At 45.4% G+C, this 22,146-nt stretch carries 19 protein-coding genes; 8 read left to right on the forward strand and 11 right to left on the reverse strand.

Annotated features, from left to right (window positions below):
- Positions 1 to 146 precede the first annotated feature (146 nt).
- The 3 genes from pepT to AACV20_RS15010 form a co-directional block, all read right to left on the reverse strand.
- A complete protein-coding gene (gene pepT / locus AACV20_RS15000) occupies positions 147 to 1,379 on the reverse strand; it encodes a peptidase T (protein WP_170907565.1) in 1,233 nt (410 codons plus the stop codon).
- A gap of 198 nt (positions 1,380 to 1,577) precedes the next feature.
- On the reverse strand, positions 1,578 to 2,786 hold the full coding sequence (locus tag AACV20_RS15005) for a NupC/NupG family nucleoside CNT transporter (protein ID WP_013868046.1): 1,209 nt from the start codon (positions 2,784 to 2,786) through the stop codon (positions 1,578 to 1,580).
- A gap of 587 nt (positions 2,787 to 3,373) precedes the next feature.
- The gene (locus AACV20_RS15010; protein ID WP_017046009.1) at positions 3,374 to 5,191 is read right to left on the reverse strand and encodes a hybrid-cluster NAD(P)-dependent oxidoreductase; all 1,818 of its coding nucleotides are present in this window, start codon (positions 5,189 to 5,191) and stop codon (positions 3,374 to 3,376) included.
- Positions 5,192 to 5,399: 208 nt separating this feature from the next.
- Here AACV20_RS15010 and pyrC point away from each other — a divergent pair, with 208 nt between their 5' ends.
- Entirely contained in the window at positions 5,400 to 6,428 is a 1,029-nt protein-coding gene (gene pyrC / locus AACV20_RS15015) for a dihydroorotase (RefSeq protein WP_094164247.1), read from the forward strand.
- 67 nt (positions 6,429 to 6,495) lie between these two features.
- Here pyrC and rlmC read toward each other — a convergent pair whose 3' ends face one another.
- The 3 genes from rlmC to AACV20_RS15030 all read right to left on the reverse strand — a co-directional run bounded on the left by rlmC (position 6,496) and on the right by AACV20_RS15030 (position 10,107).
- Positions 6,496 to 7,644, reverse strand: a complete 1,149-nt coding sequence (gene rlmC / locus AACV20_RS15020; protein WP_170907566.1) for a 23S rRNA (uracil(747)-C(5))-methyltransferase RlmC — start codon at positions 7,642 to 7,644, stop codon at positions 6,496 to 6,498.
- An 88-nt stretch (positions 7,645 to 7,732) separates the two neighbouring features.
- Positions 7,733 to 8,644 carry a DUF808 domain-containing protein gene (locus AACV20_RS15025; RefSeq protein WP_170907567.1) on the reverse strand — a complete coding sequence of 304 codons (912 nt, stop codon included), beginning with the start codon at positions 8,642 to 8,644 and terminating at the stop codon, positions 7,733 to 7,735.
- Positions 8,645 to 8,778: 134 nt separating this feature from the next.
- Complete coding sequence (locus AACV20_RS15030) at positions 8,779 to 10,107, reverse strand: HD-GYP domain-containing protein (protein WP_088718071.1); 1,329 nt, start codon at positions 10,105 to 10,107, stop codon at positions 8,779 to 8,781.
- A 280-nt stretch (positions 10,108 to 10,387) separates the two neighbouring features.
- On the opposite strand from AACV20_RS15030, the gene AACV20_RS15035 reads away from it, so the two are divergent.
- Positions 10,388 to 11,299: a M14 family metallopeptidase gene (locus AACV20_RS15035; RefSeq protein WP_026028666.1), complete on the forward strand. Its 912-nt coding sequence runs from the start codon at positions 10,388 to 10,390 to the stop codon at positions 11,297 to 11,299.
- A 132-nt stretch (positions 11,300 to 11,431) separates the two neighbouring features.
- On the opposite strand, the gene AACV20_RS15040 is transcribed toward AACV20_RS15035, so the two are convergent.
- Entirely contained in the window at positions 11,432 to 12,220 is a 789-nt protein-coding gene (locus AACV20_RS15040) for an AraC family transcriptional regulator (protein WP_026028665.1), read from the reverse strand.
- Between the two features lie 99 nt (positions 12,221 to 12,319).
- Between AACV20_RS15040 and AACV20_RS15045 the strand changes: the two genes are divergently transcribed.
- The 4 genes from AACV20_RS15045 to AACV20_RS15060 all read left to right on the forward strand — a co-directional run bounded on the left by AACV20_RS15045 (position 12,320) and on the right by AACV20_RS15060 (position 16,085).
- A complete protein-coding gene (locus AACV20_RS15045) occupies positions 12,320 to 13,219 on the forward strand; it encodes a DMT family transporter (RefSeq protein WP_170907568.1) in 900 nt (299 codons plus the stop codon).
- Positions 13,220 to 13,348: 129 nt separating this feature from the next.
- Complete coding sequence (locus AACV20_RS15050) at positions 13,349 to 14,266, forward strand: sensor domain-containing diguanylate cyclase (protein WP_170907569.1); 918 nt, start codon at positions 13,349 to 13,351, stop codon at positions 14,264 to 14,266.
- A 196-nt stretch (positions 14,267 to 14,462) separates the two neighbouring features.
- The gene (locus tag AACV20_RS15055; protein ID WP_013868063.1) at positions 14,463 to 15,224 is read left to right on the forward strand and encodes a DeoR/GlpR family transcriptional regulator; all 762 of its coding nucleotides are present in this window, start codon (positions 14,463 to 14,465) and stop codon (positions 15,222 to 15,224) included.
- Between the two features lie 138 nt (positions 15,225 to 15,362).
- The gene (locus tag AACV20_RS15060) at positions 15,363 to 16,085 is read left to right on the forward strand and encodes a helix-turn-helix transcriptional regulator (RefSeq protein WP_017050309.1); all 723 of its coding nucleotides are present in this window, start codon (positions 15,363 to 15,365) and stop codon (positions 16,083 to 16,085) included.
- Positions 16,086 to 16,088: 3 nt separating this feature from the next.
- On the opposite strand, the gene AACV20_RS15065 is transcribed toward AACV20_RS15060, so the two are convergent.
- A complete protein-coding gene (locus AACV20_RS15065; RefSeq protein WP_013868065.1) occupies positions 16,089 to 16,670 on the reverse strand; it encodes an acyl-homoserine-lactone synthase in 582 nt (193 codons plus the stop codon).
- A gap of 300 nt (positions 16,671 to 16,970) precedes the next feature.
- Here AACV20_RS15065 and AACV20_RS15070 point away from each other — a divergent pair, with 300 nt between their 5' ends.
- Entirely contained in the window at positions 16,971 to 17,456 is a 486-nt protein-coding gene (locus AACV20_RS15070; protein ID WP_026027856.1) for an acyl-CoA thioesterase, read from the forward strand.
- 93 nt (positions 17,457 to 17,549) lie between these two features.
- The gene (locus tag AACV20_RS15075; RefSeq protein ID WP_017045998.1) at positions 17,550 to 17,795 is read left to right on the forward strand and encodes a hypothetical protein; all 246 of its coding nucleotides are present in this window, start codon (positions 17,550 to 17,552) and stop codon (positions 17,793 to 17,795) included.
- A gap of 319 nt (positions 17,796 to 18,114) precedes the next feature.
- Here the strand turns inward: AACV20_RS15075 and malG are convergent, their stop codons facing one another.
- The 3 genes from malG to malE form a co-directional block, all read right to left on the reverse strand.
- On the reverse strand, positions 18,115 to 19,005 hold the full coding sequence (gene malG / locus AACV20_RS15080) for a maltose ABC transporter permease MalG (protein WP_010317575.1): 891 nt from the start codon (positions 19,003 to 19,005) through the stop codon (positions 18,115 to 18,117).
- Positions 19,006 to 19,017: 12 nt separating this feature from the next.
- On the reverse strand, positions 19,018 to 20,592 hold the full coding sequence (malF, locus tag AACV20_RS15085; RefSeq protein WP_013868068.1) for a maltose ABC transporter permease MalF: 1,575 nt from the start codon (positions 20,590 to 20,592) through the stop codon (positions 19,018 to 19,020).
- A 76-nt stretch (positions 20,593 to 20,668) separates the two neighbouring features.
- Complete coding sequence (gene malE / locus AACV20_RS15090) at positions 20,669 to 21,850, reverse strand: maltose/maltodextrin ABC transporter substrate-binding protein MalE (RefSeq protein WP_026027705.1); 1,182 nt, start codon at positions 21,848 to 21,850, stop codon at positions 20,669 to 20,671.
- Positions 21,851 to 22,146 lie beyond the last annotated feature (296 nt).

Consider the following 22,146-nt stretch of genomic DNA (forward strand, 5'->3'; position numbering starts at 1 on the left):
GCAGATTGAGATCGTGTTAGAAATTTTAGAAAGGTATTGTAACTGAGTGAATAGTTAACGTCGGCATAAGGCGCAATTATTATGCGCCCTGTCATAGCTTTGGAAGAGAAACTCCCCTTCAGATTGGCAAAAGGAAAGGTTTATTATCAGTGTTGATTCGCCAACGCTGTCTTTTCAGCCAGTTTTACAATCACGTTTACCGCTTGTTCCATCCCTTCAATGGTAATGAACTCATGAATACCATGAAAATTATAACCGCCAGTGAAAATATTAGGGCATGGCAGGCCCATGAATGAGAGCCTCGCACCATCCGTACCACCTCGAATAGGTTTGATCAGCGGTTCAACATCACAAGCAATCATGGCTTGTTTAGCCAGTTCAATGACTTGTGGATGAGGCTCGACCATCTCTTTCATATTGAAATAGCTGTCCGTCACAACCAACTCAACTCGTCCTTTCTCAAGACGGGCATTTAACTGGTCCACTTGCTGCTGCATAAACGCTTTACGAGCTTCCAAGCCTTCTCGTTCAAAGTCTCTAATAATGTAACCCAAGGTTGAGCGAGCCACACTCATCTCTGCGGATTTTAAATGGTAAAAGCCTTGATAGCCCTGCGTGGTCTCTGGGGTTTGATCGGCTGGCATCATAAGCTGAAATTGTGCGGCGATGTTGATGGCATTCACCATTTTATCTTTCGCGGTCCCAGGGTGAACATTCACGCCATAGCAAATAACATCGGCGCTCGCCGCATTGAAATTCTCATACTCCAACTCACCCACCGGGCCACCATCAATGGTATAAGCCCACTGTGCGCCAAACTTCTCTACATCAAATAAGTCCGCGCCCCGGCCGATCTCTTCATCGGGAGTGAAACCGATACAAATATCACCATGTGCGATGCTTGGGTCGGCAATTAACCTCTCAATGGCCGTCATAATTTCAGCGATGCCTGCCTTATTATCGGCACCAAGCAGTGTGGTGCCGTCAGTCGTGATCAGATTGTAACCATGCAGTTGATGCAAATCCGGGTATTGAATAGGTGACAGCACCTCATCTCCTTTACCTAAAGCAATGTCCCCACCTTGATAATTCTCCACAATTTGCGGCTTGACGTGTTTGCCTGACGCGTCTGGCGCGGTATCCATATGTGCAATAAAACCAATCGCAGGAACAGGGTAATCAACATTCGATTGCAACTTCGCCATAACATAGCCGTGTTCATCAACCGTAGCATCGGTTAAGCCTAATACGATTAATTCTTCATGTAGTGTATGGGCAAACGTCATTTGCCCTACTGAACTCGGGCAACGGCGGCTGGCAGGGTGAGATTGAGTATCAAAAGAGACATAACGCAAAAAGCGTTCAACAAGATTTTCCATAGCAAGCACTCAATAAGTTAGCATGTCAGCGTATCGCCTATGTTGGGATACGCAGTTAATTGCAAGCTATACTACGCGCTCATCAGAAACGGAATTTGCTATAAATCAGCTTTTCAGCAATTACTGAGGTGTCAATCATTCAAAAAAGGGATCAAAAATGCCCACCGCAGTGAGCATTGAGAGAAGCAAACAGGGCGTTTAAAGCAGAATGAAAATGCCCGCTAGACATGCACTCATTAAGTTAGCTAGCGTACCTGCAATCACCGCTTTAATACCTAAATTCGCGACTTCTGCACGGCGTTCAGGAGCGATAACCCCGATAGAGCCTAATTGGATCGCGATAGAACCAATATTGGCAAAGCCGCACAGAGCAAAAGTAATGATAACTTGGGTGTGTTCCGACAACAGCGCTTTGTGGTCAACAAAATCAATGAAAGCCACAAATTCGTTCATCACCACTTTTTGCCCAATGTAAGAGCCCGCCATCAAGACTTCATGGCTTGGTACACCAATCAACCAAGCCAGTGGTGAAAATAGATAACCGAACAGCAGTTGTAAGGTAATGCCGTTCAAACCCAATAACTCACCGAAACTTTCAAGCCCAGTGTTAACCATCGCAATCACGCTCACAAATGCAACCAGCATTGTACCGACGGCCACCGCCACTTTCATGCCATTCATCGCCCCGCTCGCCAGTGCGTCAATCACATTACTTTCTTGCGCTTTATCCATCTCAATATTGGTTTGATCAAGTGGAACATCGCGCTCTGGTACGATGATTTTTGCCATCATCAAACTGCCGGGTGCCGCCATAAAACTGGCTGCAATAAGGTATTTAAGCTCAACACCTAGACCGGCATAGCCACCCAACACGCTACCTGCGACAGAGGCCATGCCTCCGGCCATGACAGCAAACAGTTCTGAACGTGTCATGCGCGACAAAAAGGGACGCACAAGCAGTGGTGATTCACCTTGTGAAAGGAAAATGTTACCCGTAGCAACCAGAGATTCTGCTTTGCTCGTACCTAAAAATTTTTGAATACCACCACCGATAAACTCGATGACTTTTTGCATGATACCAAGGTAATAAAGGGCAGAGATAAGAGCGCTGAAGAAAATGATGATAGGCAGAACACGAACAGCAAAAATAAATCCGGAATCGGCTAAATCACCGAATAGAAAGCGGATTCCTGCATCGGCGAAACCCAGCAAACTCGACACACCGCCGCTGATGCTGGCTAGTGCGCTTTGTCCCCATGGGAAGTAGAGCACCAGCGCGGCAAAACCAACTTGCAGCAATAAAGCACGTGATACGGTTTTCCAATTGATGAAAGATCGATTTTCAGAGAGCAGGTAGGCGCAAGCGATCAGCGCTAAAATGCCGACGAGGCCAAAAAGAATATTCATTGTATTTACCTAGTTTGAAATTTGGAAATAAGGGTAGAACCAAAAAACTTGGCAAAGGAGGAATCATTGTCCTTTTGCACAACAAAAGCATGACAAAAAGAGGGGTATGCGAACATATTGTTCATCTAAGATCACCTTATACAAGCAGAGGAACTTAGCTGGTCCAGTCCTTGGGGTCATTCACATTTCCGTGTGACGGCTTGTATGGGTTGAGCACCGGCTCATAACCGGGCGGAAAGTATAGCGAACAAAATGAGAGTTTCATCACATATTTTTACGCAAACGTTCAAGCGCTCATTTATTCGACAGTTATTCTAAAAAAACATCAAACACAGGCAAGATTGGATGGAAAACAAACAAAAAAAATATGGAATTTTCATCACAAATTTAAACTAATTTAACTATATAAAAACGAATAATTGGTATTTCTGCACTTTGCCAACTAGCTTTAAGAGAGTCACTTTGAAGAGACTGAAACGGTTTCGAATAAAAATCACTAGCAACGTCACGCCTCTTGCGGTCAACACTGACCCAAGAGGCATTTTTGTTGGACAAAGTCACTGTAGTGCAACAGCGTGAGGCGAAAACTAGTTTACAACCTCAATATCGGTTTCAGGAATACAACAACACGCTAAAGCGATACCAAGATGACGCTCATGTTCAGGCAGTGCTGGCACGTCAGGTTGATGCACTTTGCCCGACTGCACAGTCACCTTGCACGCACCACAGAACCCTGCTCGGCAACTGTTGGCAATCGCAATGCCAGCGGCTTCGGCTTGATCTAATAAGGTCGTTTGGTTATTACCCTCAAATACATGGCCATTGACGCTCAGTTGTAACGTTTTCAGCTCAGCTGCGACGGTGTGCGCCACACCAAATGCTTCTTGGTGGTAAGATTCTTCCGCAAGCCCTTTTTTCAACAATAAGCTTTTTGCTTTCTGCATAAAACCATCAGGCCCACACACAAACACTTGGCGAGCAGTCACATGTTGGATTTGCTTAAGGTGAGATAAAGAGAGCCGGCCTTTCAGGCCAAACCAATCTACTGGAGCTTGAGTCAGAGAAATGAAGACTTTCAACCCCGGATGTCGCTGCTTAAGCGCTTCAAGTTCAACACGGCAAGGAATATCCTCAACGCTGCGGCATTGATGATAAAAGACCACATCTTGAATTTGTTGATTATCGGCAAGATAGCGCAACATCGATAACATAGGCGTCACGCCACTTCCAGCCGACAACAGTAACAACGGTTGTTGGTGCTGAGTCGACAGATGAAACGAGCCATCCGGTGATTGCGTGGTCAATGTACTTCCTACCTGCAAGTGATCAAGCAACCAGTTAGAAACTCTACCGCCATCAATACGTTTGACTGAAATCGCTAACCGACCCGGGCGCGATGGGCTAGATGACAAAGTGTAGCGGCGCGCCACGTTCTCGCCATCGATCACAACTTCGATTGGTAGGTGCTGCCCAGGTTGATAATTTGGCATTTCACCCTTTTTCGGCTCTAGCCAGAACGTGACAAAATCACGCGCAATCGCTTCACGCTCAACACAAGTCATCACATGGTGACTCATGCCCAAATCTCGATAAAACTCTTTCTCTTTGTACTCAAGCACCTCAACGCTGTCGCCAACTCGAATCATCCCCTCATTTTTTGCGACTAAATTTTGCCCAAAAAACACCCCACCTCTTTCGTTGGCACGAAATTGTGACAAGGTTCTTAGCGGCTCCTTGGTTGGACGAAAAGCCCCTTTATTCACATCAACAGTAGTGAGAATACAGCGTTCGCAAGGTTTTACCGCTTCAAATTCTACCTCACCAATTCGGATCCGCTTCCAGCTGTCTTCAGCGAAAGGCTCATCGGTTCGTACCACTAGATTGGTACGAAATTGATCCATGCTGTGCACTTCAGGGCTGCGGCGATTAAGTTCATCAAGTGAAGCTTGACTGATGACCAGCACTGGATAGCCATCAGCAAAACTGACATTGTGACCCACTTTTTCACGCATTCGGTTTGATTGCTCTCCGGTAAACAGCAACTCAACACGCTGGCCTAACACTTGGCTAAACCAATCATCCGCTTCATCGGTTGTGGTGTAAGCGGTAAAGTTATCGTCCCACACTTGCGCTGGAGAAGGTTGCATTTTGAAATCTGCATAACGCAGTTTTAACGGAGATTGGTTCACCGCCGTGAAGATCAAACCATCCGCAACCAGTATTGAATTCACCTTAACCATATTTGGATACTTACGTGCAGTGACCATTGAACCATCAGCTAACGCGATCATAAAGCGCCGATCAAAAGCCAGCCCCTGTTTTTCAACCCAAGCGGTGGACTGCGAGAGGCCACCTATCGATTTGACTGGGTAGACGTTAATTTGTGAGAGTTGAGCTGACGACATGGCCTATCCTTATGCTTTTTTAAAGGTATTTTTATAACGCGATGATAATGGAAATCACCAAAGCTGGCTAACCCTATGGAAAATAAAAGGATGAAATTCACCCCTGTTTCCTCTATCATCCTGTCGCTTAAACGTAAGCGATTGCGCGCACATTAAAAGCGAAGCCCGTTTAAGCTCCAATCAATTTATTTTCCGGTGGGAGCAACCAATGAAAACATTAACGATTACTCGTCCAGACGACTGGCATGTTCACTTACGTGATGGTGATGTGTTGGCCGATACAGTACGAGACATCAGTCGCTACAACGGCCGCGCACTGATCATGCCCAATACGGTCCCGCCGATCACCACAACAGAATTAGCATTAGCGTACCAACAGCGCATCATGGCGCAAAAACCACGTGATTCTTTCAAGCCACTCATGGCGCTTTATCTCACCGATAACACGACACCTGATGAGATCCGCAAAGCCAAAGCTTCTGGCGCTGTCGTGGCAGCCAAACTTTATCCGGCTGGGGCGACCACCAATTCAGATTCTGGCGTAACCTGCGCTCAAAATATTTACCCTGTATTGGAAGCGATGCAAGACGTTGGCATGCTGCTGTTGATTCATGGCGAAGTAACCGCTCACGATGTGGATATTTTTGACCGAGAAAAAGCCTTCCTAGATACAGTGCTTGCTCCCATTGTTAATGATTTCCCAAATCTGAAAATAGTGTTAGAACACATCACCACCGCCGATGCTGCCGAGTTTGTAAAAAATGCGAACCAGAATGTAGCGGCAACGATCACGGCGCACCATCTACTTTATAACCGCAATCACATGCTCGCTGGTGGTATTCGCCCTCATTTTTACTGTTTGCCAATCCTTAAGCGCAACACCCACCAGCTTGCGCTGATTCAGGCAGCGACATCGGGCAATAAGAAATTTTTCTTGGGTACTGATTCTGCGCCTCATGCCAAAGGCAAAAAAGAAGCCGCTTGCGGCTGCGCTGGATCGTACACAGCGCACGCAGCCTTGGAGTTATACGCAGAGGTGTTTGAGCAAGTTGGTAAAATTGGCAACCTTGAAGCGTTTGCCAGTCACAATGGCCCTGATTTTTACGGCCTACCCCGTAATAACGACACCGTTACTTTGGTCAAAGAAGAGTGGCCAGTTGCTGAAAGTATGCCATTTGGCTCAGATATTGTGGTGCCGATCCGCGCCGGTGAAACGGTTGCGTGGGCAGTAAAATAGCCCATTAATGCATCAAAAAGGGAAGCCGCGGCTTCCCTCTCTTTATCATTTTTGCACCACACAGCGCTTATCTCAGCTTAGGCTGACGCTCTAACAGCACCATCACTTCGCTATGATCGGTATGTGGAAACATATCAAACCATTGTAGTTTTTTGGGTAAGTAGCTCACCATATCTTGCATATCAGTGATTAGCGTTTGCGGGTTACAGCTTGAGTAAATGATGTGTTTGGGTGATAAAGCCACCAATCGCTCAACTAATTCAGCTCCTAAACCACGACGCGGAGGGTTGACTAGCACCAGCTCAGGCGCGATTGATTGAGCCTGTGAGAATTGGGCAGAATCCAGCGCAGCAAAGTCTAAATTGGTAATGCCCATCGTCTTGGCAGAGCGTTTAGCACTGGCAATCGCTTCTGGTTCAATTTCAATGCCTGTGACTGCCATGGTTGAGCTGGCACAATGTAGGGCAAAACCGCCCACGCCACAAAACAGATCCCACATGTGACTTGGGTTTATCTCTCTCACCCAATCACGCGCCGCCGCGTACAACTGCTTCGCTACATGCGGGTTGGTTTGGAAAAAACTTTTCGGGCGGATAGCCATAGGCACCTGATTAAACTGCTCAATCAAATACTCACACTCGGTTAAAAAAATCTCTTCTTCACCTTCTAGGCGCGCCATGTGGATGGGTTGAAGGTTAACTGAGACGACGCGAATGGTTGGAAACTGCGCCTGAAGCCGCACGAGGTTTTGCTCAACTCGGCCTAAAGCTTCGCGGCTTCTCAGTACGAAACGCAGCATAAACTCACCTGAATATTCGCTGCGTGTGAGCAATATGTATTTGAGTTCGCCTTTCTTCTTGGCTTTATTATAGGGAGGAATGCCCGAGCTACGGATCCAATCTTGTAGATAAGTTAATAGCGCTTGTGTCTCTTGTGGGTAGAGAGCACATTGCACTAACGACACGGGCGTTGATAGCCCATCAACCATGGATTCAACACCCAAAATCGGTGCATGAGCCGCGCCAAGAGCCACCATTTTCGCTTTGTTACGAAAACCCGTCTCTTCACTTATGACAGGTTCTAGCCACTGCTGTGGCATCTGCGTTGAAAACAGCGCTTTTAGTGCCAAATCTTTGCGCTTCACCTGCTCTGAATAAGAAACCGCGCAATGAGTACAAGAACGGCACAGCTGTTGATCAAAAAACGCACACTGCATAATGGGAACTGCCAAAAACGAAAAGCGCTAGTCTATTCGTCTGCGGGCAAATCACCATTCAATATGGTTATCATCACCATAAAAAAAATTAATGGGACGATTTCAATTTACTCACCATCCCCCACACTGCAACCACAGCTAGCCCGGCGAGTAAGCCAACGAAACCATTAAGCAAGGTTGGCATCACTACTGTTAATAAAGAGAGTTCAGCAACGGCTGCAATCACAGGTTCAAGCACGTGGTGAATAAAAGGGACGTTGTGCACCACAATGCCACCGCCCACTAAAAACATCGCGGCGGTACCCACTACAGTTAATGCTTTCATGAGCTTAGGCGCGAAACTGATCAACCCTTTACCAAAGCGAGCACGCAGCCCTGCGCCATCTGAAGTGCGCTCTAGGTAGAAACCTAAATCGTCCAATTTCACAATGCCTGCCACCAAACCATAAACGCCGATGGTCATGACCACTGCAATCAAACTCACCACCAAAATTTGTGTCACCATGCTATGGCCTTGCACTGTCCCCAACGCAATCACGATGATCTCGGCCGATAAAATAAAATCGGTCCGAATCGCCCCAGCGACTTTACGTTTTTCATAGTCATCAATCGATACGTCAGTGAGCATGCGCTCATCCGCGTCAGCGGTGCTGTGATGGCTGGTATGAAACACTTTTTCTAAGATTTTTTCTGCCCCTTCAAAGCAGAGAAAAAGTCCACCGACTAACAAGAGCGGCATTATCAGCCAAGGGGCTAATGAGCTCATCAGCAAGGCGGCGGGAACCAAAATTAATTTGTTGCGAAATGAGCCTTTAGCCACTGCCCATACCACTGGGATCTCTCGTTCAGCGGCAACACCAGACACCTGCTGAGCATTGAGCGCCAAGTCATCCCCCAATACGCCTGCCGTTTTTTTCGCGGCCATTTTTGACATCAACGCCACATCATCTAGCACGGTTGCAATATCATCAAGAAGGGTAAGTAAGCTCGCGCCTGCCATGCAAATTCTCTCTTATTCATTTTCATTATTCAAAGCGTGACAAAATGTAACACCAAGCGTTGATGAAGGGAAACACAGCGATAAGAATCCCACCAACAGTGCTGACGCTTCAAGTAGCAAAGCAGTAAAGAACACTAGCTCAGTGACTGAGTATATTCGGCTGGCAATTGAGCCAGAGCGCTCTGTAACGCGGCGAAGCAGTCAGGATCAATGGCAGTATGTAGATTCTCTTGCATGATCAAAAGTGCTTTATCAATTGGCATCGCGGAGCGATAAGGGCGTTCCGCGCTGAGAGCATCAAAAATATCGGCTGTCGTGATGATTCGAGTCATCACGCTGATCTCATCACCGTTTACACCACGCGGATAGCCAGTACCATCGAGTTTCTCATGATGTGCCCCTGCCATACGTGCCAACGTCTTAAAGGGCGATAATTTCTGCAAGATTTGTTCAGTAAACGCGGCATGTGCCTGAACGGCTTTCCACTCCATATCGTCTAACTTACCGGGTTTATCTAAAATGGCATTACTGACCCCTAACTTACCAATGTCGTGCAGTAATGCCGCGCGTCTCAACCAAGATCGATCAGTTTCCGAAATGGCTAATTGTCGTGCGATTAAATCAGTATACACAGCCACTCGTTCACTGTGCCCTGCGGTATAGGGGCTTTTTGCATCAACAATCTTGCCAAATGCCGTGACGATACAGTCTAAATACGCTTCATCCAAAGGCTGATGCGCTTGTGCTGGTGGTAAATGCATCACTCGCTGGCTGATATCAGAGGCTTTGAGGCTAGCCACAAAGTGCGGGTTATCCACCAACTGTTCAATAATCTCAACCAGTTGTGGGTCAAACCATACACCACTACGCTCTGTAACCTCGCGTATTGCTTCGTCCAAATCATGTTCCATTTGAAAAACGTCAAACACTTGAGCTAATAACGCAATCCGCGAGAAAAGGGGGATGGCTTCACCTTTTAGCTGTTGAGGACGCCCTTGACCATTCCAATGTTCATCCAGTGAGTGGATCCCCTGCGCGACGACTTCGCTAAATCGCAACTCTCGCGCCACATCAGCCCCACGAGTACAACGAGTTTGAATAAGCTCTTGTGCATAATCATTACCATTTTTCAAAATGTCGATGGTAGTTAAAATACGTTCTGCCCAGCTCTGCTCTGAACCGGTATTTTTGACGATAAAGTTAATCACACTCGATAGACTGGTTCCGACGGTTTTATAACGCCGTTTGAAAGCGAGATCATCAGTGGCATACAACTCGCAAATTCGCGCGGCGTTGCTACTGCAGCCCGCATCTTTCAATAGCAAGGTAAAAAACAGATCATGCAGCTCAGCCTGATCGAGCTCTAATTGCATGCCAATATGCATACCAACCCAGCAACAACGAATGCAGTGCTCCGGTGGTTGGCCTTCCGTCATGTCTAAGGCGGTCGTTAGCGAAATCATTAGTTCAGAAAGGGGGAAACTATTCTCCAATCGTGTTCTCACTCAATTGCATTGGTCTGGTTGCAGTTTAGATGTGACTGCTCGGTTTAGCCAATGATTTACCTCAGTTATCAGGCCAGAGTTGGACTATTTCCTTGCTCTAACAAACCTGCATTGCCCCAAAACAGGTTGAGGTAATGAACCCTGTTAACGGGCTGTGGTAAATCCAGCTTGGTATTTTTGATTGCTCTTGACACTCACACCTCTTACTCTGTGGGCAACTAGTCAGAAAGGAACCCTCATGTACTCTGTTTATACTTATCCTATCGGTACGCCAGGCACACCTTGGCAAGCAGCAGAACGCGAAGCGTGGCTCGCGCAAACGACGATTAAACGAGAATATCAGCAAGAAGTCGTGCCGAAAATTAACGCTTTGGCAACGGATTTTGAGATAGAGCAATACGGTGCACTATCAATAGACAAAGATCGCTACCCATTATTTGCCTTAAAAAGTCGCTCATGGAACCCTGACAAACCAACGGTGTTGATCACAGGTGGTGTACACGGTTACGAAACCAGCGGAGTGCACGGCGCGTTGCAGTTTTTAGCGACTCAAGCACAGCAGTATCAATCTCATTTCAACATTGCCGTTGCCCCGTGCGTAAGCCCTTGGGGCTATGAAACGATCAATCGTTGGAACCCATCAGCGCTTGACCCTAATCGCTCATTTTACGCCAATAGCCCAGCCGAAGAGTCGGCAAGCTTAATGCGCTGGGTCGCAAGCTTAGGTGACGTGTTGGTGCATATTGATTTACATGAAACTACAGACAGTGATGAAAGCGAGTTTCGCCCTGCACTCGCAGCGCGCGATGGGATTAGATATGAAGCCGATACGATTCCCGATGGGTTTTATACTGTCGGCGATACGGAAAATCCGCAGCCAGAATTCCAAGCAGCCATTATTGAATCGGTACGCAAAGTCACGCACATTGCACCAGCCGATAATAAAGGCGAGATCATCGGCTCTCCCATCACTCAAGAGGGAGTAATTAATTACTCAATGAAAGCATTAGGGTTATGCGGTGGCATCACAAATTGCTACTTCGGCACCACCACCGAAGTGTACCCAGATAGCCCAAAAGTCACAGCGCAAGAGTGTAATGACGCACAAGTCGCCGCCATTGTTGGCGCTTTGGACTACGTGTGCCGCTAAAACGATAAAACACCCAACCCCCTATGTCATGGATTCATGAATAATAGACGTTGTAAAAAATTACCAAATTAAGTCTAAGGCACTTCTTTATAGTTTGATCAGGATGAAGTGCCTACATACGCTTAAGCAATATTATAACAAGCGATTTTTATACTGTTCCGGCGTTTGGCCGGAGTATTTTTTAAACATAGTAATAAAAGGACTGGCTTGGTTGTAGCCAAGAGTTAATGCTACCTCTTTCACTGAATGCCCTGTGCGCAGTAAATCCATGGAATAGAGATAGCGTACTCTTAATCGCCATTCGGTAAAACTCATCCCTAGTTCCGTTTGGCAATGACGCGCTAATGTTCGCTCTGTGGTATGTACTTTTTCAGCCCATAAAGCCAATGTCGTATCATCGGTCGGGTTTTCTTCTACCGCCGCTAGAATCGGGGCTAAATATTTGTGATTAGTGGAAGGCAAAAAATGATGCTGCGTTTCTTGCGTTGCCAATTGGTCGAGCAATACTTGAACTAAACGTTTATCTTGCGCGTTTTGAGCCACACTGATTTCACGCGATCGAAAATCCTCAATGATGGCAGAAACGATGGGCGTCACTTTTATCAAACTGGTGTGCTTGGGAAAACCATGGGTGAGAGCCCGATCAATATTGAGCGAACAATATTCAATTGGCTTACGATTATAGCTGCAGTGTTTCACCCCCGCAGGAACCCAAATCGCGAGATGAGGCGGTGCGAGAAATCGCGTTTCTTGCGCTTCCATTTCCAAAATCCCGCCGGAAATTAGCTGCACTTGTCCCCATGGATGGCTATGAGTTCGCGTTTCTGTGTTTGACAAAAACGCATCGAAATTCATAAAGACATCCGATGGCGCACTGTCAATCGATAGTGAAGGGTGAAGATTTCTGGGCGCTTTTTTCAAACTTGTCTTCCTATCGCTCGCAATGTCGTTTTGGAGATATATATAATTATAGAGACCTGCCACACTATACTTCAAAGCACAATTTGCGACGAGGCTCACATGGTATATCTTCTTCCACTATTCACGGTTCTAATTTGGGGTGGTAACTCTATCATCAACAAGCTCGCCGCAGAAACCATTGAGCCAAGTGCGATGAGTTTTTATCGCTGGTTTGTCGCGATGCTGTTGCTAACCCCCTTTTGCTTACCTACCGTGATCCGCCAATGGGTAACCATCAAGCCCCATTTAACTAAACTGGCTTTTTTAGCCATGTTAGGCATGGTACTGAATCAGTCTCTTGGCTATTACGCAGGGCTAACGACTACTGCATCAAATATGTCGTTGATCACTTCGCTGGTACCGCTGCTCAGTGTGTTCATCAGCGTCCCTCTGCTCCATAAGCGCATTTCAGCTTTGAGTGTTATCGGAGGAGTCCTCTCTCTCGCAGGGCTTGCTTTTATGCTAGGTCAAGGCGATATGAGCTTCTTCTTGCATCAAGATATTACACATGGTGATGCGTTAATGGTGGTGGCTGCAACCGTTTACGCACTTTATTGTGTGTTACTTAAACGGTGGAAAATGCTGCTAAGCAATTGGACGCTTATTTATATGCAAGGGTTGTTTGCTGTCTTAATGCTGACACCATTATGGCTGACCAGTGAACATCTCCTGCCCACGGAAGGCTCACTGCCCCTAATCGCTTACGCTTCTGTCGCTGCATCCTTATTGGCTCCGTGGATGTGGGTAAAAGCGATCGATTTAATTGGTGCAGACTCTAGTGCGATGTTTATGAATCTGTTACCTGTGGTAGCAGTTTCGCTTGCCACAACCCTGTTAGGTGAAACAGTGCAAAACTACCATCTTTTAGGTGGAACGATGGTAATTTCCGGGGTTATTTTATCCCAAATAAAACTGACAAAAAGCCGTACAACAGCTATCGAGAGCGCAATACAACCATAAAATTGAGCATATAGTATCGATTCGAGCTATGTTTATGGAAGAAGAATAAAAATAAACAAAAATGAAATGTATTGAGGGATCCTTTACGTCAGATCCGTTAGGCAACCTAGCAAATTTGGTGGCCAGATAATGATTCTTGATAACATAGAAGATGTGTATAGCAATAATTTGTTTGCCTTGCATGAGCTTGTTTTAAACGAGCTCGGTTCATACGTGTTCGTAAAAAACCGTCAAGGTGAGTATCTGTATGCAAATCAGCTAACACTAAAACTGTTCGGCACAACTTTGGAAGAACTCAAAGGCAAAACTGATCACGATTTTTTTCAAGATGAACTGCTCGCCGATATTTTACACAGCGATAAAATGGTATTTGATACCAAGCAGCCCTTCACCAGTGAAGAACGTGCGCAAGCAAAATTTGATGCCAAAGTACGCGTCTACCGCGCAATAAAGAAACCGATTCTAAGTACACAAACCGGTGAAGTGATTGGCCTTATCGGTGTTTCTACTGAGATTACCGATATTGTCGAATTACGAGAACAGCTTCACACTCTGGCCAATACCGATGACTTAACGCAGCTCTACAATCGCCGCAAGTTGTGGCGAGAAGCGTGTAATGAATTTACGTTGGCTCAGCGTGATCATTATCCGATAAGTTGTATTGCCATTGATATCGACAACTTCAAGTTAGTAAACGACACCTATGGCCACCAGCGAGGAGATGATGTGATTTGGCAGTTAGCAGAGATGGCAAGAAAGCACACACGCCATGACGACGCCTGCGGCAGAATTGGTGGTGAAGAGTTTCTGATTGTTCTGCATAAGGCCAATGCGCATGAGGCCTTTCAAATGGCAGATCGTTTACGTAAAGAATTTTATGCATACGCATTTTTTGACAACGGCGCACACTTTAGTATCAGTTGCGGTATCTCTGAAATTGCGGGCAACGATGCCGATTTTTTCGAAATTTATCGCCGCTCAGACAAAGCACTTTATAAAGCCAAGCTCGCTGGACGGAATCAATGTGACACATTCCAAGAAACATAACTATGTTCCATAAAGAGCCTATAATGTTCGTTTAATGTGAATTATCACTTAAAACGAGCAAATACTCGCGTATCCCATTCACTAATGATTGAATTTGGTCGATTAAACCGTACACTCACAAAGTCGTAGTGCCTTACGCAAAGTAAGCATTCAAGGTATTGGCCTATTTAAGCTTCAATGAATAAGGATATTTAAGGTGAAAGCAGTTAAACGCCATCAAGAAATTATCGAATTAGTTCAAACACACGGATTTGTGAGTACTGATGATTTAGTCGAGCGATTCAATGTCAGCCCACAAACCATCCGCCGAGATCTCAACGAACTTGCAGATGCAAATAAGTTACGACGCAATCACGGCGGCGCTACCATCGCGTCTAGTTCTGAAAACTCCTCTTACCACACTCGCCAAGTAACTTATCAGCAAGAAAAAGAGAAAGTGGCTGCCGAGCTAGTCAAACACATTCCCGATGGCGCAACGCTCTTTATCGACATAGGCACGACACCTGAAGCTATCGCTCGGGCATTAATGCTCAATCACGAAAATCTGCGCATTGTCACCAACAACATTAACGTGGCGACGATTTTAATGGCCAAACCGGATTTCAATGTCATCTTAGCGGGCGGTGAAGTGCGCAATAAAGACGGTGGCGTGACGGGTGAAGCCACTTTGGATTTCATTTCACAATTTCGTCTCGATTTCGGTATTTTAGGGATTAGCGGCATTGACTATGATGGCTCACTTTTAGATTTCGATTATCACGAAGTGAGAGTCAAACGGGCGATCATCGAAAATAGTCGCTGTGTTTATCTCGGTGTCGACCACAGCAAATTCGGACGTAATGCCATGGTGAAGCTAGGCACAATTGCCGATGTCGATTTGATCATTACTAATGCTCAACCACCAGAAGAAATTGATGCATTCGCTCGTGAAAATGAAGTAACCATTCAGGTGGTATAGATAGATTGAGGCCAAACCGACATTTGAACTAGATTTTCCCGCCAAATAGATAAACTATTTCATTATTTGCTCGTACTGTTACGGTTTTTTTTGATATAAATGCCAATATAGTACGACGCAATTTAGAACTTTCGGCTTATGTACAAAATTCTGAGACTGATCCAAGAGAACCAACAAATCACTAGCCACGATGATTTGGAAAATGTACTCAATGGGCTCAATAACTTAATTGGTCATGAATTTTTCCTCTTTGGCCTCTCTTTTCAACCCACGTTAAAAACCAGTGAAACGCTTGTCACGGACAATTACCCCAATAGCTGGCGACAGCAATATGATGAATCAGGCTTCATGCATATCGATCCGATTGTCAAATACAGCATTACCAATTTTTTGCCCATTCGCTGGGATGACGCTAAGCGGGTCAATGATGATGGACGAGTCATTTTCGAAGAGGCGCGTTGCAATGGACTCAAAGCGGGATTTAGCATTCCAATCCATGGGCTTAGGGGGGAATTTGGCATGATAAGTTTTGCAACCTCAGATACCAAGTCTTACGATTTGAATCAACAAAGTATCCATACCTCACAGCTCATTGTACCGTTACTGGCTCATAATATTGGCAACATCACCCGTTACCATAAAGACGCAAAACCGAGAGCGGTGCTCACCGCACGTGAAGTACAATGCTTAGCTTGGGCGGCCGAAGGCAAAAGCGCATGGGAAATTGCCACGATTATTAATACGTCAGAACGTACCGTGAAGTTCCATTTCAGTAATGCTTGTAAAAAGCTTGGCGCGACGAATCGCTACCAAGCGATCACTAAAGCTATTTTAGGTGGCTATATCAATCCCTATTTATAAGGCTTATGCATTGACACTTGCACGATATGCTTCATTCATTGGAATATGCAAAGCGACAGAACGTGTACTTCCCAAAAGATGCACTTTTTTATCACCGAGTCTTTCGCATGGGATCCCCATCCGCTTAATCAATTTTTCCACACTGGCCGATGTGACCGTTACATAGGCATTGATGTGATATTGCTGGGCGTGATGATACAGCGACTGAAACATCTGCAGCGTAACATTACTCACGCCGCCCAATTGCGCCGAATGATCTTTATCGACCGCAAAACGACTCAGCTCATAAATCTCCTTTGCTTTGGGTGCTTGCTGCACACCGAGTAATTCTGAAAAAGTATCTTTAAGCATATAACGCGACGTCGTTGGCAAAATTCGCCAACACCCCACTAAATGACCCTGTTCCTCTTTGGCATACAAATAGTGTGCTTCTGGAACGTCGTACTCATCAGTCTCCATTCCTCGATTTGTTTTTAGCTCCCACTGCAAGCGTTGCGAAAAAACTTTATAGCGTAACTTCAGCAATGACACATAATCAGCTTGAGGGACACTTTGAAAGGTATGTGAATAAATTGAAATAGTCATGTGACTTCTCCTTAGGTTATTGGAGAAATCACGCTAAACAATCTCATCAGAGATAGAACCTGTTCGATCGAACAGTTACGTCGAAATACTGTTTAAACTATTATTAACGCAACTGAATAACTAACGCTCAGTTGGCTCAATAAGGTACAACATAAAGTAAATAACTCGTACCGCTCGGCTTTAAAAATCCTCTTAGGCAACTAAGAGGATTTTTTATATCTGCTGCATTCAAAATAATATTGCAGTTTGGTTAACGCTTTGTTATTTATGATTCCGTTAATAAAAAACAAGGATTCCCCAATGAGTAGTGGCCAACGTGCAATAACTTTGCGTTTTTTAGCAGAGCCCGGTGATGTGAATTTCGGTGGTAAAGTCCACGGTGGCGCTGTCATGAAATGGATAGATCTAGCGGCCTATGCGTGCTCTGCAGGCTGGAGTGGTAAATATTGCATCACCGCTTATGCGGGAGGGATCCGCTTTGTCGCTCCTATCCACGTAGGGAACCTCGTTGAAGTCAGCGCAAAAGTCATTTATACGGGAACGAGCTCAATGCATATTGCCATTGATGTGCAAGCGAGCGATCCAAAAGAGTTGAAAAACCAGCTGACTACCCATTGTATTGTCATCATGGTGGCTGTCGATGGGCAAGGCAAGCCCACCCCTATACCCGAATGGGTGCCGCAAACAGCAGAAGATATTGCCCTACGCCAATCAGCGATACGCTTAATGAACATGCGTAAAGAGATAGGGGAAGAGATGGAAGCTCACGTTAAGTACTTAAAATAACCACCCACGATGCGCTCAGTTGTCATTTTTTCTTCATCTTTATCTGCTTAAATCGAGCCCTCTGAAATTTTGCATCGATGATAGGAAAAGGCTTTGACTCCCAGAGAGATTACCTTGAGCGAATCAACATTAGTCGACCCAAAGTCAATTGAGTATCACTGGGTCCGAACGCTTTACGTTGAAGGCTACCAGCCCCAAGAAATTAACCACTATATCCGTGCCTGCTTTGGCGGAGATGATACCTTCGCCGATCTGTTTCGCCGCGTTGCGTTGCAACAAGAGAGTTTGTATGTCCTTTTGCAATACTTAGGCTGCGCCCCTTCTAGCCGTGAGTTCTAATTTTTTAGCCTTCCTTTACGACGTTACACAAAGATTTCAGATGTGGGTCGCATCCAAACACCATTTCACTTTTGAGACATTCAATTCATCATATACTGCATGCGCGTTACCAATAGCACCCTTTAGTACAGGTATAAAAAAACCCAAGCAATGCTCGGGTCTTGGTTACAAAAACTGTTAGTTTGTTGGATAGTAAGGAATAAAGCTAACAGCCAGCTATGCGTAACGCCAGATTTGCATATTACTTAACTGATCGGCGGCCAAACCAAATACGTTAAGCTAATACAATATGGGCGACCTCACGGTCGCCCTATCGTTATTATCCTTTCACACCACCGGCCGTAAGTCCTCCGACTAACCAGCGCTGTGCAAGCAAAAATACGACAGTGATAGGTAAAGCAGACAACACTGCTGCTGCTGCAAAATCTCCCCACAAATAGTTCTGAGGATAAAGATACTGCTGCATACCCACCGCTAATGTATATGAGTTTACATCAGAAAGTAGCAAAGATGCCACTGGTACTTCACCAACCACCCCAATAAACGAGAGAATAAACACAACCGCAAGAATCGGCACAGAGAGTGGTAGCAGCACCAGTCTAAAGGCTTGCCATGGTGTAGCTCCATCTAAAGCAGCCGCTTCTTCTAATGAGTTATCTATCGTTTCAAAATAGCCTTTGATCGTCCATACGTGCAGTGCGATACCACCTAGGTAGGAGAAAATTAAACCACCATGCGTATTTAAGCCAAGAAATGGGATGTATTGACCTAATTTGTCAAACAGTGCATACATCGCAACCAGTGCCAGTACCGCTGGGAACATTTGAAAAATCATCATCGCTTTTAGGATGGTGTCTTTACCTTTAAAACGCATGCGCGCAAAGGCATAAGCAGACGTTGTCGATAGGGCCACAATGAGCACTGAAGTAATGCCTGCTACTTTCACTGAATTCCATAACCAAGTCAGAACCGGAAATGGCGGCGGTGTAACAGAGCCATCAGCATTAGTGACGGCAAAACCTAATGCCAATTTCCAGTGTTCTAAAGATGGGTTATCTGGGATCAAACTGCCCGTGGCAAAGTTCCCTTCACGAAATGAAATCGCAATGACCATCAATAGTGGAAAAATGATCAGCGATAAAAATGCCCACAGAGCAACATGAGTCGCCCATAAGCGATATTTGAGAGATTGACCTTGTACCATCGCCATAACGATTACTCCTTAATTCTGTGACAGCTTCGTAAAACGTAAGTTGAGTAGTGCTAACCCACCAACCAGTAAGAAGATCAAGGTTGCGATGGCACTAGCCAAACCGAAGTCTTGACCACCAGCTCCTTCAAACGCAATACGATAGGTATAGCTTACGAGTAAATCGGTGTAACCGGCTGGCTCTGAAGTACCAATCATATTCGGGCCACCTTGTGTCAGAAGTTGAATCATCACAAAGTTGTTAAAGTTAAACGCAAAGCTCGCAATAAGTAACGGAGTCATTGGTTTGATCATGAGCGGCAATGTGATACGGGTAAAGTTGTGTAAAAAACCTGCACCATCAATCGCCGATGCTTCATATAAATCCTCTGGAATCGCTTTCAAAAGACCCATACACAAAATCATCATGTAAGGAAAACCAAGCCAAGTATTGACGATCAGCACCATACTTTTAGCGAGAAAGGGGTCTGAGAACCAACTAGGACTAATGCCAAAAATACTGTTGAGCACCATATTGATCTCACCAAAGCTTTGGTTGAACAAGCCTTTGAAGATCAAAATAGAAATAAAAGCAGGAACAGCATAAGGCAGGATTAATAGCACTCGGTAAACGGCGCGGCCTTTAAGCTCTTCCCATTGCACAACACTAGCCAACACTAGCCCTATCATAAGAGTGAAAATCACGGTTAAGGTTGAGAAAACGACTGTCCAGATAAAGATATTGATGAAAGGCTCTTTAATACCGTCATCTTTCCATACACGCTCAAAGTTATGTGTGCCAATTTTCACCACAAAACCAGGCGATACTGTCGCACCGATAAATTGACCACTTTCGTCCACTGGTTGATAAAAGCCAACATCCATATTCGGCCGTAGTATTTCGCCTGTTTGATTATTGACCAGCGTTTCGCCATCATCTTGCATGGTGTAAAGCGGCGATACGGCGGCAAACTTGCGCAAGCCACTCATACGTACATCTTCACCACTAGGGAAATGCAGATCAATTGAGCTCAACGTAGCACGGTGATTAATAATGGTTTTAATCGGCTCTTTGGTGCCCTCAATACCCTCAATAGGTTGAAGGTCCATATCGGTCACCGATAAGCCATTTAAGGAAAACACGTCGGTAGCGAGCGTCTGCTCTCCATCTTCGATTGCAATTCGGTAACCACTTTCCGTTTTGTATAGAGTGAAAGGATAACTTTCCCCGCCCTGATAAGTTCGATCCAACAGCACGGTCTGTGCACGTTCTAAAGAGAGTTGGTTTTTAGCACTGTAGTTAGTAAAAGCCAGACCAACGGTGTAGGCCAAAGGAAAGAGGATGAATAAGATCATTCCCGCGATACCCGGATAAATATAGCGGTGTGCATAAGTATGTTTACTGCCGAAAATATAAAGGGCCAGAGCGGTAAGAATGAGAGTAAGCAGCGCAAAGGCGAGCTCACCGCGAGAATACATAAGAATAGTGGCGTAACCGTTAACGATACCAACCGTACCTAATAATGCCCATTTAATGAGCACATTTTTACTGGAAGGAAGTGCCGTTTCGGGTGCTGACAAAGCATCTGTACCTTGAACTGACTGCATAGAAGAACCTGCTAGCGATATAAACGTAAAATGAAGGAGAGGTTACCCTCTCCTTAAGGGCTTGACCAAAACCGAATTATTTAGTCATTTGTTTTTCTGCATCAGCCAGTGCGGCATCGACAGTTTGGCGGCCATCTACAATATTGATAATTGCACTTTTCGCGCTGCCCCAAAATGCATTCATCTGAGGGATGTTCGGCATAATTTCGCCATTCATTGCGTTATCCATTGTCGCGGCGATGCGTGTATCTGCATCAAGCTCACGTTGGAAAGAGTTAAGAGCCACCGCACCAAGAGGTTTGTCATTATTGACCATGCGCAGACCATCATTGGTGAGTAAGTAGTTTTCGATAAACTCAATCGCGAGATCTTTATTTGGAGAAGCGGTGCTGATACCAGCCGTCAATACGCCCACGAACGGCTTGGAAGATTGCCCGTTAAATTTCGGTAATGTCGTCACACCGTAGTTAATGCCTGATTTTTCAATGTTGCCCCAAGCCCACGGACCGTTGATCGTCATTGCCGTTTTACCTTGGTTAAACGCAGCTTCAGAAACAGAGTAGTCCATATCCGGAGAGATCACGCCTTTGTCCACTAAGCCTTTCACGAAGTTCATCGCGTCTTTTACGCCTTTATTCGCGATACCCGCATCTTTCACATCATAGCCATCAATCGTGTATTTGAATGCGTAACCGCCATCAGCCGCCATAAGAGGCCATGTGAAATACGGTTCTTTCAAGTTCCACATGATGGCCGTTTTGCCCTCTTTCTTAAGTTTGGCGTTCAACGCTTCCACTTCTTCCCAGCTTTTCGGTGGGTTTGGCACAAGATCTTTATTATAGATGAGAGACAAGGATTCTACCGCGACTGGGTAGCCGATGATTTTACCGTTGTATTTCACCGCATCCCAGGCAAAATCCACGATACCCTCTTGAATCGCTTTTGAAGGTTTAATTTCAGCCAGCAAGCCAGCTTCTGCATAACCACCAAAACGGTCATGAGCCCAGAACACAATATCAGGTCCATCACCCGTTGCTGCAGTTTGTGGGAATTTATCTTGAAGTGCGTCAGGGTGAGCCACGGTCACTTTGATACCCGTGTCCGCCTCAAATTTCTTACCCACTTCAGCCAAACCGTTATAGCCTTTATCACCATTAATCCAAATGGTGAGTTGTCCTTCTTCAATAGCAGCATGTGCACCAAACGAACCAAGAGCAACTAGAGTACTTAGCGCGACTGTGCTTAGGGCGTTTTTCATGTTCATATCCTTTTTATTTTTGTGTTGTAGGGCTCACCAACAGGTTTCGCCGTATTTCGTCATATATAATCAGAGAAAACCTAACTTGACTCATCCTCCTACGCCCTACGCCCTCGATATTATGGACTATTTTCGTGATCATCATCGCTCAAGGTTAGAGAGCTCAATCACAAAAAAATACCTTTTTGTGACATGCTTCCACTTAACAGCCATTAATTATTTGAACTGGATCTAACTCAGCCCTTAAACCCCTCCTCCATCGCATCCATCGCTACTCCCCCCTATAAAAACTCAAT

The sequence above is a fragment of the Vibrio sp. B4-6 genome (genome assembly GCF_963888245.1).
Lineage (GTDB): Bacteria > Pseudomonadota > Gammaproteobacteria > Enterobacterales > Vibrionaceae > Vibrio > Vibrio anguillarum.

What these genes read in the sequence shown, in the direction of transcription:
- pepT (WP_170907565.1), bottom strand. Translation starts at nt 1,379, where the DNA reads ATGGAAAATCTTGTTGAACGCTTTTTGCGTTATGTCTCTTTTGATACT.
- AACV20_RS15005 (WP_013868046.1), bottom strand. Translation starts at nt 2,786, where the DNA reads ATGAATATTCTTTTTGGCCTCGTCGGCATTTTAGCGCTGATCGCTTGC.
- AACV20_RS15010 (WP_017046009.1), bottom strand. Translation starts at nt 5,191, where the DNA reads ATGTCGTCAGCTCAACTCTCACAAATTAACGTCTACCCAGTCAAATCG.
- pyrC (WP_094164247.1), top strand. Translation starts at nt 5,400, where the DNA reads ATGAAAACATTAACGATTACTCGTCCAGACGACTGGCATGTTCACTTA.
- rlmC (WP_170907566.1), bottom strand. Translation starts at nt 7,644, where the DNA reads ATGCAGTGTGCGTTTTTTGATCAACAGCTGTGCCGTTCTTGTACTCAT.
- AACV20_RS15025 (WP_170907567.1), bottom strand. Translation starts at nt 8,644, where the DNA reads ATGGCAGGCGCGAGCTTACTTACCCTTCTTGATGATATTGCAACCGTG.
- AACV20_RS15030 (WP_088718071.1), bottom strand. Translation starts at nt 10,107, where the DNA reads ATGATTTCGCTAACGACCGCCTTAGACATGACGGAAGGCCAACCACCG.
- AACV20_RS15035 (WP_026028666.1), top strand. Translation starts at nt 10,388, where the DNA reads ATGTACTCTGTTTATACTTATCCTATCGGTACGCCAGGCACACCTTGG.
- AACV20_RS15045 (WP_170907568.1), top strand. Translation starts at nt 12,320, where the DNA reads ATGGTATATCTTCTTCCACTATTCACGGTTCTAATTTGGGGTGGTAAC.
- AACV20_RS15050 (WP_170907569.1), top strand. Translation starts at nt 13,349, where the DNA reads ATGATTCTTGATAACATAGAAGATGTGTATAGCAATAATTTGTTTGCC.
- AACV20_RS15060 (WP_017050309.1), top strand. Translation starts at nt 15,363, where the DNA reads ATGTACAAAATTCTGAGACTGATCCAAGAGAACCAACAAATCACTAGC.
- AACV20_RS15065 (WP_013868065.1), bottom strand. Translation starts at nt 16,670, where the DNA reads ATGACTATTTCAATTTATTCACATACCTTTCAAAGTGTCCCTCAAGCT.
- AACV20_RS15070 (WP_026027856.1), top strand. Translation starts at nt 16,971, where the DNA reads ATGAGTAGTGGCCAACGTGCAATAACTTTGCGTTTTTTAGCAGAGCCC.
- malG (WP_010317575.1), bottom strand. Translation starts at nt 19,005, where the DNA reads ATGGCGATGGTACAAGGTCAATCTCTCAAATATCGCTTATGGGCGACT.
- malF (WP_013868068.1), bottom strand. Translation starts at nt 20,592, where the DNA reads ATGCAGTCAGTTCAAGGTACAGATGCTTTGTCAGCACCCGAAACGGCA.
- malE (WP_026027705.1), bottom strand. Translation starts at nt 21,850, where the DNA reads ATGAAAAACGCCCTAAGCACAGTCGCGCTAAGTACTCTAGTTGCTCTT.